At 55.7% G+C, this 15,097-nt stretch carries 9 protein-coding genes and 3 rRNA genes; 1 reads left to right on the plus strand and 11 read right to left on the minus strand.

All coding sequences use genetic code 11. The features are described from left to right. Nucleotides 1-14: 14 nt before the first annotated feature. A protein-coding gene (locus HWX44_RS11145) for an IS3 family transposase (RefSeq protein WP_175974688.1) occupies nt 15-1,207 on the plus strand; the annotation gives its coding sequence in 2 pieces (ribosomal slippage) (nt 15-297 and nt 297-1,207; 1,194 coding nt in all). Here the strand turns inward: HWX44_RS11145 and HWX44_RS11150 are convergent. The 11 genes from HWX44_RS11150 to HWX44_RS11200 all read right to left on the minus strand — a co-directional run bounded on the left by HWX44_RS11150 (nt 1,195) and on the right by HWX44_RS11200 (nt 14,961). Next, nucleotides 1,195-1,590 (minus strand): IS3 family transposase, encoded by a 396-nt coding sequence (locus HWX44_RS11150; RefSeq protein ID WP_175974690.1) that lies wholly within the window; start codon nt 1,588-1,590, stop codon nt 1,195-1,197. The two genes, HWX44_RS11145 and HWX44_RS11150, sit on opposite strands and share 13 nt — an antisense overlap. After that, a complete protein-coding gene (locus tag HWX44_RS11155; protein WP_010188437.1) occupies nt 1,590-1,898 on the minus strand; it encodes an IS3 family transposase in 309 nt (102 codons plus the stop codon). The genes HWX44_RS11150 and HWX44_RS11155 overlap by 1 nt, the downstream gene beginning before the upstream one ends. A 103-nt stretch (nt 1,899-2,001) precedes the next feature. Further along, nucleotides 2,002-2,119: ribosomal RNA gene (rrf, locus tag HWX44_RS11160) — 5S ribosomal RNA — on the minus strand. Between the two features lie 120 nt (nt 2,120-2,239). Continuing rightward, nucleotides 2,240-5,311, minus strand: a 23S ribosomal RNA gene (locus HWX44_RS11165). A 445-nt stretch (nt 5,312-5,756) separates the two neighbouring features. Further along, nucleotides 5,757-7,274: ribosomal RNA gene (locus tag HWX44_RS11170) — 16S ribosomal RNA — on the minus strand. The 16S, 23S and 5S rRNA genes sit together here, the layout of an rRNA operon. Before the next feature lie 608 nt (nt 7,275-7,882). Next, nucleotides 7,883-8,638, minus strand: coding sequence for an iron ABC transporter ATP-binding protein (locus HWX44_RS11175; RefSeq protein WP_046647511.1), 756 nt, complete (start codon nt 8,636-8,638; stop codon nt 7,883-7,885). Continuing rightward, nucleotides 8,635-9,654, minus strand: coding sequence for an iron chelate uptake ABC transporter family permease subunit (locus tag HWX44_RS11180; RefSeq protein WP_144014144.1), 1,020 nt, complete (start codon nt 9,652-9,654; stop codon nt 8,635-8,637). Before HWX44_RS11180 ends, HWX44_RS11175 begins: the two co-directional genes overlap by 4 nt. 35 nt (nt 9,655-9,689) lie before the next feature. Further along, on the minus strand, nt 9,690-10,691 hold the full coding sequence (locus tag HWX44_RS11185) for an ABC transporter permease (RefSeq protein ID WP_046647508.1): 1,002 nt from the start codon (nt 10,689-10,691) through the stop codon (nt 9,690-9,692). Between the two features lie 33 nt (nt 10,692-10,724). After that, nucleotides 10,725-11,756 (minus strand): siderophore ABC transporter substrate-binding protein, encoded by a 1,032-nt coding sequence (locus HWX44_RS11190; RefSeq protein ID WP_175974692.1) that lies wholly within the window; start codon nt 11,754-11,756, stop codon nt 10,725-10,727. Between the two features lie 174 nt (nt 11,757-11,930). Continuing rightward, nucleotides 11,931-13,286 (minus strand): amidohydrolase, encoded by a 1,356-nt coding sequence (locus tag HWX44_RS11195; protein WP_175974694.1) that lies wholly within the window; start codon nt 13,284-13,286, stop codon nt 11,931-11,933. Between the two features lie 4 nt (nt 13,287-13,290). Continuing rightward, nucleotides 13,291-14,961, minus strand: coding sequence for an AbgT family transporter (locus HWX44_RS11200; RefSeq protein ID WP_175974696.1), 1,671 nt, complete (start codon nt 14,959-14,961; stop codon nt 13,291-13,293). Between the last annotated feature and the right edge of the window lie 136 nt (nt 14,962-15,097).

Below are 15,097 nucleotides of genomic sequence, written 5' to 3' on the forward strand. Positions count from 1 at the left end.
GGTAATCTACCACCATGCCTAGGTACTCCGAACAGTTCAAACGTGATGCTGTGGCCCTCTACGAAAACAATGAGGACCTCTCACTTCACGCGGCTTCAGCAGAGCTTGGAGTCAATCGATCCTCACTTTATTCCTGGCTTAAGCAGTACGGCACCGGCAAACGCGCCCGCACGAAGACCCTGCGTGACAACGCCCAGGCGACGACTGATTCTGAACGGATCCGCCAGCTAGAAAAAGAAGTCTCTAAGCTTCGTGAAGAACGTGACATCCTGCGTAAGGCCGCGAAGTATTTTGCCGAAGAGACACGCTGGTAATCCGCTTCCAGTTTGTCTATGACTACCGAACCGAGTACTCGGTCAAGCGGATGTGCCACGTGTTAAAGCTCAATCGCTCCTCGTTCTACAAATGGGTCAACACCCGCGAAAAACGCAGGTTAAAGACGTGTTCCGATGCCCTTCTTGGTGCGAGAATCAAGACTATCTTCGATGATGAGCACGGGCTTTATGGTGCTAAACGCATCGCTGCAAGCCTCAACGACGATACGGACTTTCCTCCGATCAATCACAAGAAGGTCGCACGCATCATGAAATCCATGGGGCTGAAAGGCTTTAGTAAACGGCGTCGGTGCATCACCACCAGGCGCAAGCCTGGACGTCGAGTCATGCCAGATTTAGTAGGCCGCAAATTCACAGCTGACAGGCCGAACCACGTCTATGTAGGCGACATTACGTACCTGCCGTGTAAGGGCGGCAAGAACATGTACCTGGCCACGGTCATCGACGTCTACTCGCGCAAACTCGTCGGCCATGCACTAGCCGATCACATGCGGGTATCGCTGGTTATCGAAGCTTTATCTCATGCCAGAAAAGTCCGCGGAAGCCTTAAAGGGGCAATTTTCCATTCCGATCATGGCAGTGTGTACACCTCACAAGCATTTAGAGAGCACTGCGCTGTACTTGGTGTTCGCCAATCCATGGGAGCAGTGGGTACAAGTGCCGATAATGCCCTGGCAGAATCGTTTAACGCCAGTCTCAAGCGTGAAGTTCTGCGTGATCGGAAAGTCTTTGACAATCCCATCATCTGCCGCCAAGAAGTCTTCCGATGGTGCATGCGCTACAACACGCGCAGACGGCACTCCTGGTGCAATCTTCTAGCCCCCGATGCCTTCGAAGCACTCACATCAGCTACACTGACTCAAGCAGCATAGCTAACCCCCGACGTGTCTACTTTCCGGGGGTCAGGCCCAGTTGACTTACGCTTGGATTGAATCGTTGTCACCGGAACAAACGCACGCGGTGAAATCCCTTCAATGCCCATCATGCGCATCCGCTTCGCCACAGTCTTACGGTTAAGCGAAATGCGGTAGCGCTCGGCAAGCTCTGCGGTGATCCGCGGAGCACCATAAACCTCATCAGAGTCTTTCCAAATCTGATGAATCTTTCGGTCAACATCATCGTAAAATGCAACACGATCATCCTTTCCGGATAGTCGTTTCTGCTGCACATGGGCCCATTTGTAGTATCCAGACCGAGACACTTTTAATAGCCGTGCCATGCGCTTGATGCTGTAGTTCGCCTTCTCCTGCCGCATCAATTCGAACTTTTCTGCTCGCGTTGCTTCGCAGCGAAGAAGGCCGTCGCTTTTGACAAAAACTCATTATCCATCTTTGCTTCAGCCAGCTCTCGGCGCAGACGAGCATTCTCAGCTCGGAGGTCAGCCTCGCTCATCCCATCTGAGGCTCCTCGGCGTTCACGCTCGAGTTTGACCCACCGGCCTAAAAGCCCGGCGGAAACACCAATCTCTTTAGCCACATGGGCAATCGGGCGCTCTGACTCGATTACCAGGTTCGCGGCCTCACGCCGGTACTCAGGCGTGTACTTCTTGCGCTGTTGACTCACAATGAACATCCTCTCTTACGGACACAAGATCCGTACAAATAGGGTGTCCACTAAACGAGGGTAACCTCAGGCTTGGTGTATTGAGTTATGGTTTGTTGTTTGGTGTCGGCGGTTTCTTACTCTCCCACAACCTCCCGGTTGCAGTACCATCAGCGTTAGCAGGCTTAGCTTCCGGGTTCGGAATGGGACCGGGCGTTTCCCTGCTGCTATAGGCCACCGACAAACACACGGAGCAACGGCTGGTTGCTGGTGTTGTGTCAGATACTGTGTAGTGGACGCAAGCGACAGTGTGATTAATTAACTGTTGTGTTTGTTGTCAACACACTCCACAAAGGGGGTGTGTGTGTTTGTTTTGGTCTATTAGTACCAGTAGCCTCCACACTTTACAGTGCTTCCAGGTCTGGCCTATCAACCCCATCGTCTTTGGGGGACCTTAAATGAAACCTCATCTTAAAACAGGCTTCCCGCTTAGATGCTTTCAGCGGTTATCCCTTCCGTACGTAGCCAACCAGCCATGCTCCTGGCGGAACAACTGGCACACTAGAGGTACGTCCGTCCCGGTCCTCTCGTCCTAGGGACAGCCTTCTTCAAGTTTCAACGCGCGGGGCGGATAGAGACCGAACTGTCTCACGACGTTCTGACCCCAGCCCGCGTGCCGCTTTAATGGGCGAACACCCCAACCCTTGGGACCTACTCCAGCCCCAGGATGCGACGAGCCGACATCGAGGTGCCAAACCATCCCGTCGATATGGACTCTTGGGGAAGATCAGCCTGTTATCCCCGGGGTACCTTTTATCCGTTGAGCGACACCACATCCACAAGTAGGTGCCGGATCACTAGTCCCGACTTTCGTCCCTGTTCGACATGTCTGTCTCACAGTCAAGCTCCCTTGTGCACTTACACTCACCACCTGATTGCCAACCAGGCTGAGGGAACCTTTGGGCGCCTCCGTTACATTTTGGGAGGCAACCGCCCCAGTTAAACTACCCACCAGGCACTGTCCCCAACCCAGATCATGGGCCAAGGTTAGACATCCAATCCGATCAGAGTGGTATTTCAACAACGACTCCACAACCACTAGCGTGGCCGCTTCATAGTCTCCCACCTATCCTACACAAACCGAACCGAACACCAATACCAAGCTATAGTGAAGGTCCCGGGGTCTTTTCGTCCTGCCGCGCGTAACGAGCATCTTTACTCGTAGTGCAATTTCACCGGGCCTGTGGTTGAGACAGCAGAGAAGTCGTTACGCCATTCGTGCAGGTCGGAACTTACCCGACAAGGAATTTCGCTACCTTAGGATGGTTATAGTTACCACCGCCGTTTACTGGGGCTTAAATTCTCAGCTTCGCCACCAAAGGTGACTAACCGGTCCTCTTAACCTTCCAGCACCGGGCAGGCGTCAGTCCATATACATCAACTTAACGTCTTCGCATGGACCTGTGTTTTTGATAAACAGTCGCTTCCCTCTATTCTCTGCGACCCCACAACCCACCACACTCGCAAGGAGTGTTTAAGTCGTGTGGTTCCCCTTCTCCCGAAGTTACGGGGGCATTTTGCCGAGTTCCTTAACCACAGTTCACCCGAACGCCTTAGTATTTTCAACCTGACCACCTGTGTCGGTTTAGGGTACGGGCCATACATCCACATCGCTAGAGGCTTTTCTCGACAGTACTAGATCACCAACTTCACCCCAACAAGGGCTACGCATCACGCCTCAGGCTTACACGGTGTGCGGATTTGCCTACACACCACCTCACACGCTTACACCAACAATCCACTAAGCGGCATGGCTACTACACTGTGTCACCCCATCACTTGAACCACACATCAGGCCCCACGACATCAACAAACCACACACTCAAAGAGTGCACAATTCGTATCCGCGGTGGTTAGTATCAGTGCTTTATCATGGGCGCGGATATACGGGTACCAGAATATCAACTGGTTGTCCATCGACTACGCCTGTCGGCCTCGCCTTAGGTCCCGACTCACCCTGGGAAGACGAACTTGACCCAGGAACCCTTAGTCATCCGGCGGGAAGGATTCTCACCTTCCAATTCGTTACTCATGCCTGCATTCTCACTCGCACACACTCCACGCCTCCTTACGGTAACGCTTCAACACATGCACGACGCTCCCCTACCCAAACAAAAAGTTTGCCGCGGCTTCGGCGGTGTGCTTGAGCCCCACTACATTGTCGGCGCAGGACCACTCGACCAGTGAGCTATTACGCACTCTTTCAAGGATGGCTGCTTCTAAGCCAACCTCCTGGCTGTCTTCGCGATCCCACATCCTTTTCCACTTAGCACACCCTTAGGGGCCTTAACCGGCGATCTGGGCTGTTTCCCTCTCGACTATGAAGCTTATCCCCCACAGTCTCACTGCCGCACAACACAATTGATGGCATTCGGAGTTTGGCTGACATTGCTAAGATTGTAGTCCCGCTCAACCAACCAGTAGCTCTACCTCCACCAAGCTAATGCGACGCTGCACCTAAATGCATTTCGGGGAGAACCAGCTATCACGGAGTTTGATTGGCCTTTCACCCCTACCCACAACTCATCCCCGCAGTTTTCAACCTACGTGGGTTCGCGCCTCCACAGCATCTTACTACTGCTTCACACTGGCCATGGGTAGATCACCCCGCTTCGGGTCCAGGACATGCCACTAAAACACCCCATTAGGATTCGGTTTCCCTACGGCTACCCCACACGGGTTAACCTCGCGACATGCCGCTGACTCGCAGGCTCATTCTTCAAAAGGCACGCCATCACACAATAAAAAGTGCTCTGACGGATTGTAAGCACATGGTTTCAGGAACTATTTCACTCCCCTCCCGGGGTACTTTTCACCATTCCCTCACGGTACTAATACACTATCGGTCACACTGAGTATTTAGGCTTACCGGGTGGTCCCGGCAGATTCACAGCAGATTCCACGAGCCCGCTGCTACTCGGGCAACCCAACAACTTGCACATTGAAGCCTTCAACTACGGGACTATCACCCTCTACGGTAGGCGTTTCCACACCACTTCACCTAACAACAACACACAAGCACGATGATGGTAGTCACCGCACGCTGGGGCCCACAACACCGCACACACAACCCCTACCAAGTATCACATGCACACGGTTTAGCCTCATCCACGTTCGTTCGCCACTACTAGCAGAATCATTATTTATTTTCTTCTCCTACGGGTACTGAGATGTTTCACTTCCCCGCGTAAACCCCCACAACAGCTATGAATTCACTGAAGGGTAACACCCCATAACAGGTGCCAGGTTTCCCCATTCGGACATCCTCGGATCAACGCTTTATTGACAACTCCCCGAGGCTTAACGCAGCCTTACACGTCCTTCATCGGCTCAGCATGCCAAGGCATCCACCATGCGCCCTAAATAACGAACACACAACCAACACAACAACCACCACCACAAACATGGCAGCAGCAAAATCATGCTGGTGTGAACACACAAAACACAAAAAGAACAAAGAAATCACACAAACCACACACATTGCCACCACACAAAAAGTGACAGTAACAAGCACATGGTTTAATGCTCGCGTCCACTATACAGTTCTCACACAACACCCCACACAACTTAAACAACCAAGAAGTCATCCAACCTGACTGCTGAAACTCGTGCGGGTTACAACCAGGGAACAATGCCCCAGACACCCAACAATGCACCAAGTACTCTTCAACGCGTTAGCTAATCCATCATCCCAGTTAAGATGTATCTCCACCCGATTATTATGCGGTGGCAGTAAAACGTTTGTTCACTCAACCACCAGCCACACAACAAAAGTGCGGCTAAAAGACACCAACTGGTGCCAAAAAATATGCTCCTTAGAAAGGAGGTGATCCACCCGCACCTTCCGGTACGGGTACCTTGTTACGACTTCGTCCCAATCGCCGATCCCACCTTCGACAGCTCCCTAACAAGTTTAGGCCACTGGCTTCGGGTGTTACCAACTTTCATGACGTGACGGGCGGTGTGTACAAGGCCCGGGAACGTATTCACCGCAGCGTTGCTGATCTGCGATTACTAGCGACTCCGACTTCATGGGGTCGAGTTGCAGACCCCAATCCGAACTAAGGCCGGCTTTCAGCGATTCGCTCCACCTCACAGTGTCGCTGCGCGTTGTACCGACCATTGTAGCATGTGTGAAGCCCTGGACATAAGGGGCATGATGATTTGACGTCATCCCCACCTTCCTCCGAGTTAACCCCGGCAGTCTCTCATGAGTCCCCAACCAAATGCTGGCAACATAAGACAAGGGTTGCGCTCGTTGCGGGACTTAACCCAACATCTCACGACACGAGCTGACGACAACCATGCACCACCTGTACACCAGCCACAAGGGACACTACATCTCTGCAGCAATCTAGTGTATGTCAAGCCCAGGTAAGGTTCTTCGCGTTGCATCGAATTAATCCACATGCTCCGCCGCTTGTGCGGGCCCCCGTCAATTCCTTTGAGTTTTAGCCTTGCGGCCGTACTCCCCAGGCGGGGCGCTTAATGCGTTAGCTACGGCACAGAAGACGTGGAAGCCCCCTACACCTAGCGCCCACCGTTTACGGCATGGACTACCAGGGTATCTAATCCTGTTTGCTACCCATGCTTTCGCTCCTCAGCGTCAGTAACTGCCCAGAGACCTGCCTTCGCCATCGGTGTTCCTCCTGATATCTGCGCATTTCACCGCTACACCAGGAATTCCAGTCTCCCCTACAGCACTCAAGTTATGCCCGTATCGCCTGCACGCCCGAAGTTAAGCCCCGGAATTTCACAGACGACGCGACAAACCACCTACGAGCTCTTTACGCCCAGTAATTCCGGACAACGCTCGCACCCTACGTATTACCGCGGCTGCTGGCACGTAGTTAGCCGGTGCTTCTTATACAGGTACCGTCACAAAAAGCTTCGTCCCTGTCGAAAGGAGTTTACAACCCGAAGGCCGTCATCCCCCACGCGGCGTCGCTGCATCAGGCTTCCGCCCATTGTGCAATATTCCCCACTGCTGCCTCCCGTAGGAGTCTGGGCCGTATCTCAGTCCCAATGTGGCCGTACACCCTCTCAGGCCGGCTACCCGTCGACGCCTTGGTAGGCCATTACCCCACCAACAAGCTGATAGGCCGCGAGCTCATCTTGCACCGAAAAAACTTTCCAACCACCACACTAAAGACGGTTCATATCCGGTATTAGACCCAGTTTCCCAAGCTTATCCCAGAGTGCAAGGCAGATCACCCACGTGTTACTCACCCGTTCGCCACTCGAGTACCAGTGCAAGCACTGGCCTTTCCGTTCGACTTGCATGTGTTAAGCACGCCGCCAGCGTTCGTCCTGAGCCAGGATCAAACTCTCCACAAAAAAGGCCGTGAAAAGCCCAAACCTAACAAACAGACAAACCACACCGCATGATGCGCACACATCACGCACACACCACACGGACTGGCTATCCAAAAATTACATAAAGAAAAAATCCAACCAACCCCCAACCCGACGGGGCAAAAAAGGGAGCTGGCCTAGTTAGAAGATTTAAATCAATATGCCCAAACAACTTAATATTATTTACAATGACGCCGCTTAAAGGAAAAGCGCCATCCGGCATACACCAACCGCAACACACATACAACGCATCACGGCCAGAACAATAAAAATCAACCAACACAAAAAGTACATTGGCACACTATTGAGTTCTCAAACATCATCCGCACACCACAACAAAAATTAACCAAACGTTAACCCTCTTGCGGCGGCCCGAACAACCCTACCCAACAAGCTCAACCAAAGTCAAACCCGCCGAACAAACATTGCCCGAACATCTACCACCAGTTAACCTCCCGGCTACCTCGCGGCGACCTCGATAAATATACGCACACCCCCAACAAACAACAAATCCCCAGGAAGACGCATCTTTTGATGCTCGTCCTGGGGCAGTTTTCTGGCTATCGGGCAGTCCACCTGACTGCTAATAGCTAGTGGTAACAGGCCAACAGCCCGTCCGGGCCATCGATAACAGTGATGGGGGTTTCGAAGATGGGCGTGAGAATCTCATCGCGCATGATCTCCTCCGGACTGCCGAAAGAAACGATGCTTCCATCCTTGGCCGCACAAATATGGTCGGCATAACGAGCAGCGAAGTTGATGTCATGGAGAACGATGATGATCGTCCGGCCAAATTCCTTAGCGGCCTTTCGCAGGTGCTTCATCATCTCCACGGAGTGTGAGATGTCGAGGTTGTTGAGGGGCTCGTCGAGAAGCACGTAGTCCGTCTCCTGGCAGAGCACCATCGCCACGTAGGCGCGCTGGCGCTGGCCGCCGGAGAGCTCGTCAAGGTAACGGCTCTCCAATTCACCCAAGTGGAAGAAGTCAATGTAGCGCGAGACTATCTCTTCATCCTCCGCAGTCAGACGCCCCTTCGAGTAAGGGAAACGGCCGAAGCTCACCAGCTGGCGCACGGTCAGCTTGGTAATGAAGTGGTTCTCCTGGCGCAGGATAGAGAGGATCTTCGCCAAGTCCTGCGATTTCGTGGAGGACACGTCGTAACCGGCGACCTCGATGGTGCCCTCGTCGACGTCGAGAAGCCGGCCAATCATCGTCAGCATCGTGGACTTGCCTGCGCCATTCGGCCCAATCAGCGCGGTAATACCGCCGGAGGGGATCTCCAAATCGATTGGACCGATGTTGGTCTCGCCGGAGTAGGACTTCGAAACATTGGAAAGCTTGATCACAGCTTGCCCTTTCGCAGAATGACCAGAAGGAAGACGCTGCCGCCTACTAGCTCAATAATGATGGAGACCACGCCCTGCGCGTAGAAGACGTGCTGCATGAGGAAGTAGGCGCCGGTGAGCACAGCAAAGGCCGTGGCAACCGCCATTGGGAATAAAAAGCGGTGGTCATACGTCTCCGCCGCCTGGTAAGCCAAGGTGGCCACGAGGAAGCCAAGGAAGGTCATAGGCCCTACAAGCGCGGTGCTCGTCGCCATCAGAATGGAGACCAAAATCAACGTGTAGATTGCATTGACCTTGTGGTTAACGCCAAGGTTCGTTGCGGCATCGCGCCCGAGCGCTAGCACGTTGAGCTGGCGGGAGTTCAGGAATATCAGCAGTGTCACCGCGAGGACCAACGGTACTGCGATGGGATAGTACTCACTCTCCGCGTTGTTAACGGAACCAAAGAGCCGCGCAGTGAGCACGTCGAATTCACTGGGCGTGAGCATGCGCTGCATAAACGTCGAGAGCGAGCCCAGGCCTCCACCGATAATGATGCCAACGAGCAACATCGCATGCATGTTGTTGCGGCGGCTGGTCAGCAGCCAGGAGTACAGCACGAGGGATAGGCCCACCATGAGAACAAGCTGTACAAGGAAGGTTCCCATGTTGCGGGCCTGAGTTAGGCCGGAGGCACCAAGGAAAAAGATGGTGGCTGTATTAATCGCGACGTACAGGGATTCAAACCCCATGATGGAGGGGGTGAGAATCCGGTTATTCGTCACCGTATGGAAAGCCACCGTGGCCACGGCCTGGCATACGGCGACGATCGCCATGGCGGTCACCGCATCCGCGCGGCGACGCGCAATGAGCCACCACTTGCGGGTGCCAAAATCCATGGGGTTGTCGTAGGCCAAAAGCCCGAAGGCGAAGGCCAAACCGGCAACAATCAAGGCGGCGAGGATGATCCAGTACTTTCGTGCCGCAGCAGCAGACTGGAAGCTGCCCACGTTTCGCCGGGCACGTGACGTTTGCACAGGTTCCTTCGTCTTAGGGATAGAGATACTTACACTCACTTGGTCGACCTCACGATCAAGACGACGAATACGATAGCACCGACAACACCCAGAATGACTGATACGGGCATCTCAAACGGGGAGATAATGGTGCGGCCAATGAGGTCACACAAGGTCACCGTGGCGATGCCGAGCAGGCAGACCCACGGGAGGTTAGAGCGCAGGTCATCGCCGCGCAACATGCTCACTACGTTGGGAACGATGAGCCCAAGGAACGGCAGGGAGCCAACGACGACGGTGACTACACCCGTCGCCACCGCGATAAGCCCGGTTCCCAACAGAATCATCCGCTTGTAGTTCAGGCCAATATTGGTGGCAATGTCCTCCCCTAGCCCAGCGACGGTGAGTTTGTCAGCATAGAAATACACAGCCAGCAAAACCAGCAGGACGATCCATAGGACCTCGTATTGCCCCTCATAGACAGAGGTAAAGGATCCCATGAACCAGATTCCGAGCTGCTGCAAGGTATCCGTGGCCAGCGCCACGTAGGAAGATACTGCGCTAACGACAGCGCCCAGCATAATGCCGATAATCGGCACGATGAGTGAGGAGCGCAGCGCCACACGGCGCAGGAACGCGAAAAACACCATGGTTCCCACGAACGCAAAAACCACCGAGATAACCATCTTCACCAGCACGGATGAGTGCGGGAAAAGGATTAGAGAAAAGAGCAGGCCCAGTCCGGCCCACTCGGTGGTTCCCGTCGTCGTGGGTTCCACGAAGCGGTTTTGGGTCAGCAGCTGCATGACCAAACCGCTCATTGCCATCGCGGCGCCCGCCAAGACGAGCGCCACGGTACGCGGTATGCGGGTGGTGAAGAACATCGACCAGCCGTCCTCATTATCGAGGATGCTGTATTCCCCCACCATGAGGGAAAGGAGGAGCAACGCGATGACACCGAGCACGCCGAGGCCTAGCTTCCAGGTCAGCACAGGTCCGCGGGAATTGCGCGAACCGACAGCTGGGCGCTCGGCCGCAGTGTTGCTCTTCACCGTCACGGTTTAGCCTCCTCCTTCACTGCCGAGGGTTGTTTAGGCGTTGGCCTTCTCGAAGGCGTCGGCAAGCGCGTTCAAGATCTCGGTGTAGGTAATGATGGACTCATCAACGTAGGTGTCATTCGGCGCCACGTAAACGTTGCCTTCCTTTACAGCGGTTACGTTCTTGAGCGCCGCGTTGTCCTTGACCAGCTTCTCGCCCGGCGTGACATCCTGGCCTTCCTTGGAGATAGCGGAGTCACGGTCCATAACGAGGATCCAATCCGGGTTGGACTCGGCAATGGCCTCAACGGAGATGTCGTCACCCTCGTGGTCATCGGAGGCGTTGGACACCTCCAGGGCCGGGGTCAGGCCAAGCAGCTCAAAGACCGGGCCATACACGCGCCCGATACCGGGAGCGATGTAGCCGATTTCGCCGCCAGAGGTGTTCACAGCCATGACCTTCTGCTCTGGGTTGTAGGCCTTCTTAGCACGCTCAGCAGCGGCGTCGAAATCCTCGATGAGCTTAGCGGCATCCTCTTCGTGGCCGAAAACCTGGCCCAGGGCCTCAGTGTGGCGCTTGAGCTCGTCGAAGAAATCTTCGTCATCACGCGGCTCGAAATCAAGCACCGGGACGTCCTCGAGCAGCTTCTCGATGTCCTCTTGGTACTGCTCGAAGCGCTGGCCATTCCACACGACGTCCGGCTCTGCAGCTACCAGACCTTCAAGGTCCGGCTCCTTGTGGGATCCCAGGTCAACCTCGACGGTGTCCTTGTTGTAGGTATCACGCAGGGACTTCGGGACCAGCGGCAGCGGCGCGGCAGCAAGGTCGATATCCCACTGCGCCAGGACAGAAAAAGCGCGGTTATCCGTCACCGCAGGGTTCTCCACCGGCAGGGTGACTTCCTTTGAACCGAAATTATCTTCCACGGTGATGGTGGACGCGCCTGCCGCCGCGGATTCGGTCGGCTCAGCGGTCTCCTCAGACTGACTGGAAGAGCAGCCAGTGAGGGCAAGCGCTGCCACCGAGAGAGTAGCGGCAAATTTAGCGGCGGTCGTGCCCGCGGCACGGCGAGAAAGGTTAAACATAGCTTCCTTGCATATTAGGTGTGGCTAACCACAGTTGGCAAATAAGGGCAGCGTCTAACCTAACTCAAGTAAAGCTTACCTTTCAAGCATGCTGATGTTTCCTAATTCATGATGGGGGTAGCAGACCACCACCTGCCACCCCGTGACATGCCTTTTAGAACAAAATATTTACGCTTAGCCTTCCCCCTTCTCCGCGATGAGATCACTCACCGACACTGGCCCTTCCCTATCAAAATCCTCCCGCACCGCGCGGCGGAAATTCGGATCCGCCAAGAAGTCGAGGGCAACCTGTGCCAAACCCGCCGCCGAATCAACGGCCGCATCTACCGCCTGCGGCGTGGCAGCCCAGCGCGCAAAGTCCTCCGTGTGCAGGGCCACGTCAGTTGGCGATACCTTCACCATCGGATGCAGACCGGGCACGAGGTGAGAGACATTGCCAAAGTCAGTCGAGGCAGCCACCGTATCCGGCACCGTCCCAGCGGGCAGCGCGGTGCGTCCGCGGCGCGCCTGCGTGGCCGACCACCGCTCCACCAGCGCCGCGTTGTTGCGCACGGGCAGAGTCATCGGATGCTCATCCCAATCAAGCTCCACCTCAACACCGGCCATGAGTGCAGCGCCCCGGACGATGTCTTCCACCCTGGCGGACAGATCCATGAGTGTGCGCGTCCCCAACGAGCGCACGTAAATAGTCATTTCCGCCGCGCTCGGGATAATGGAAGGCCGATCGCCACCGCCCATGATGGCGTGCACGCGATCCGAGGGCGGCATTTGCTGGCGCATAAGCCCAATCCCCTGGTAAGCCAGGCTCGCAGCGTCGAGCGCGTTGCGCCCCATAAAGGGCTGGGAGCTCGCATGCGCGGCGACGCCGCGAAAAGTAACGTGCAGAATGCGGCGGCCCACCCAGGCGTGCGCGCCGATGTCATAACCAAAGCCATGGATCATCACCGCGGCATCGACTCCTTCGAGGCTGCCGCCGCGGATCATGTATTCCTTGCCGGAATGCCCCTCCTCCGCTGGGGTCCCTTGGAGGAGGATGCGGCCGGACACGGGAGGGGCGTCGTCCAACACGGCAGTAGCCGCCAAGAATCCAGTAACGCCCGCTGCGGCGATGACGTTATGCCCGCACGCGTGCCCAATCTGAGGCAGGGCATCGTATTCCGCCAGGATGGCCACAGTGGGATGCCGTTCAGGGTCAAAATCTGCACTCTGCCAGGAAGCTTCGAAGGCGGTCTCCACGCCGTAGACCCCGCGACACGTGGAGAAGCCGTGCTCTTCAACGATGTCCGCGAGTACCGCCATGGAACGATGTTCTTCGAAGGCCGTTTCAGGGTGAGCGTGCAGGTCCGCGACGATGTGCGCGGCCTTCTCCCGCAAGGCCTCAGCCCGCGCGGCCGCCGCGTCCCAGAGCTTCGCTTGGCCTGGGTAGTCCTCTCCCTGTTTTTCCGGTGGTGCTGCAGACGCCACGCGCTTGGCGACGCCCTCCTCCATCGCTTCCAAATACGCTGTCGATGGATTGTTGCGTTGGTTCATGCGCTTAACCAATCATGACGTTGTTGCCCGGTCCCAGCGGAAGGTCCACATAGAACCAGATGGCCAGCAAGATCGCCCAAGCCGTAAAGAATGGGACCACGAAGGGCACGAGGCGCGACATCAGGGTTCCCAGGCCCGCCTCGCGTTCATAACGCTGGAGGAAGCCAAGCATGACAATCATGTACGGGTTCAGCGGGGTGATGATCTGGGTTGCGGAATCGCCGACGCGGAATGCGCCTTGGATGAAGGCCGGCTCATAGCCCAGCAGAGCAAACATCGGAACGAAAACTGCCGCCATGAGCGTCCACATGGAGGAACCGGAAATAATCAACAGGTTCAGGCAGGACGCGAGTGCGATGAAGGCGAAAATAGCTGGGAAACCGGTAAGCCCGATGGATTCAAGGAAGGCCGCGCCCTTCACTGCGGTGAAGGTGCCGATACCGGTCCAGGCAAAGAGTGCCACGAACTGGCCCAGGATAAAGGCCAGAATAAGGAAGCTCATCATGTCTTTGAGAGCACCGATCATCATGTTCACAACGTCGGTGATCCCCTTGACCGTGCCGACTACCTTGCCGTAGACAACGCCGAGCACCAAGAAGTAGGCGAACACGATAAAGACGATGGAATTCAGCAGCGGGGACTTGGGCAAGAAGCCACCCTCTTCATTGCGCCACGGCGATTCTGGCAGAAGGACTGCAAAGAGAATGATGGCGGTGAGGATGACCGTGGCCACACCGGACCAGATGAGGCCCTTGGACTCGGCTGGGCGCAGCTCAGCGGTGAGCTCCTCGCCGTTTTCATCGCGGTCGCCGCGCTCGGCGGCATCCTCGGGATCAATGTCTTCTTCGGTGGGAACCTCCTGCTTCCACATGCGCGGCTCGATGACCTTATCGATGATGAAGCCGGCCAGCACACCCAGCACGATGGAAGAGGCCACATTGAAGTAGTAGTTCGACATGGCGTTAACCGGAGCGAACTCGGTATTCGGCAGGGTCTCCATGACCGCGGTGGTAATACCGGCGAAAAGTGCATCCAGCGAGGTGGGCACCAAGGAAGTGGAATAACCAGCACCCACGGCGGCGAAGCCGCCGATCAGACCCGCCACCGGATGACGGCCCGCAGCCTTGAAGACCATCGCGGCCAGCGGCGGGACGATAACGAAGGCGGCATCCGCCATGACGGAGGCGGTCACGCCGATAACGCCGACTGCATAGGGCAGTAGCCACGGCTTCGCCGAACCGAAGAGCTTACGGATGAGTGCCGAGAGCATTCCGGAGCGCTCCGCCACACCCACCGCCAGCATGATAGGCAGCACCGTTACCAGCGGCGGGAAGTTGATGTAGTTCTCACCCATTGTCGTGGTGAACCACGTCAGCCCCTCACCGGTGAACAAACCTTTGACCGGCTGGATCTCATCCGATCCGGGCACCTTAATCTCGACGCCCATCTTCGCCATGATGGTGGAGAGAACACCGGTAATGAGGAAAAGAATCAGGAAGATGGTGAAGGGTTCTGGCAGCTTGTTGCCAATGTATTCGACACCATTGAGGAACTTATCCAGCATCCCCCCGCTGGACTGTTGGCTCGATTTTTGCTCAGCCTTGGCGGGATTTACTTTCGACTTCTCCGTGGTACCAGCGCCGCCTTGTGGCACTGCATTGGATGGGCTGTTCATGGGTACTCCTGTCGTAGGGGTCAGTCCCAGTGCTCCACGTCACACTGTTGGGGAAAGGCTACCATGCGTTTGTAACTTGAGTAACACCAAGCGTCGCTCCGCGTCACACTTTTCGTGCAGCGGTACTACGTCCACC

It is taken from the genome of Corynebacterium sp. Marseille-Q2823 (assembly GCF_903645345.1).
In the GTDB taxonomy this organism is placed as follows: domain Bacteria; phylum Actinomycetota; class Actinomycetes; order Mycobacteriales; family Mycobacteriaceae; genus Corynebacterium; species Corynebacterium hiratae.

What these genes read in the sequence shown, in the direction of transcription:
- HWX44_RS11150 (WP_175974690.1), bottom strand. Translation starts at nt 1,590, where the DNA reads ATGCGGCAGGAGAAGGCGAACTACAGCATCAAGCGCATGGCACGGCTA.
- HWX44_RS11190 (WP_175974692.1), bottom strand. Translation starts at nt 11,756, where the DNA reads ATGTTTAACCTTTCTCGCCGTGCCGCGGGCACGACCGCCGCTAAATTT.
- HWX44_RS11195 (WP_175974694.1), bottom strand. Translation starts at nt 13,286, where the DNA reads ATGAACCAACGCAACAATCCATCGACAGCGTATTTGGAAGCGATGGAG.
- HWX44_RS11200 (WP_175974696.1), bottom strand. Translation starts at nt 14,961, where the DNA reads ATGAACAGCCCATCCAATGCAGTGCCACAAGGCGGCGCTGGTACCACG.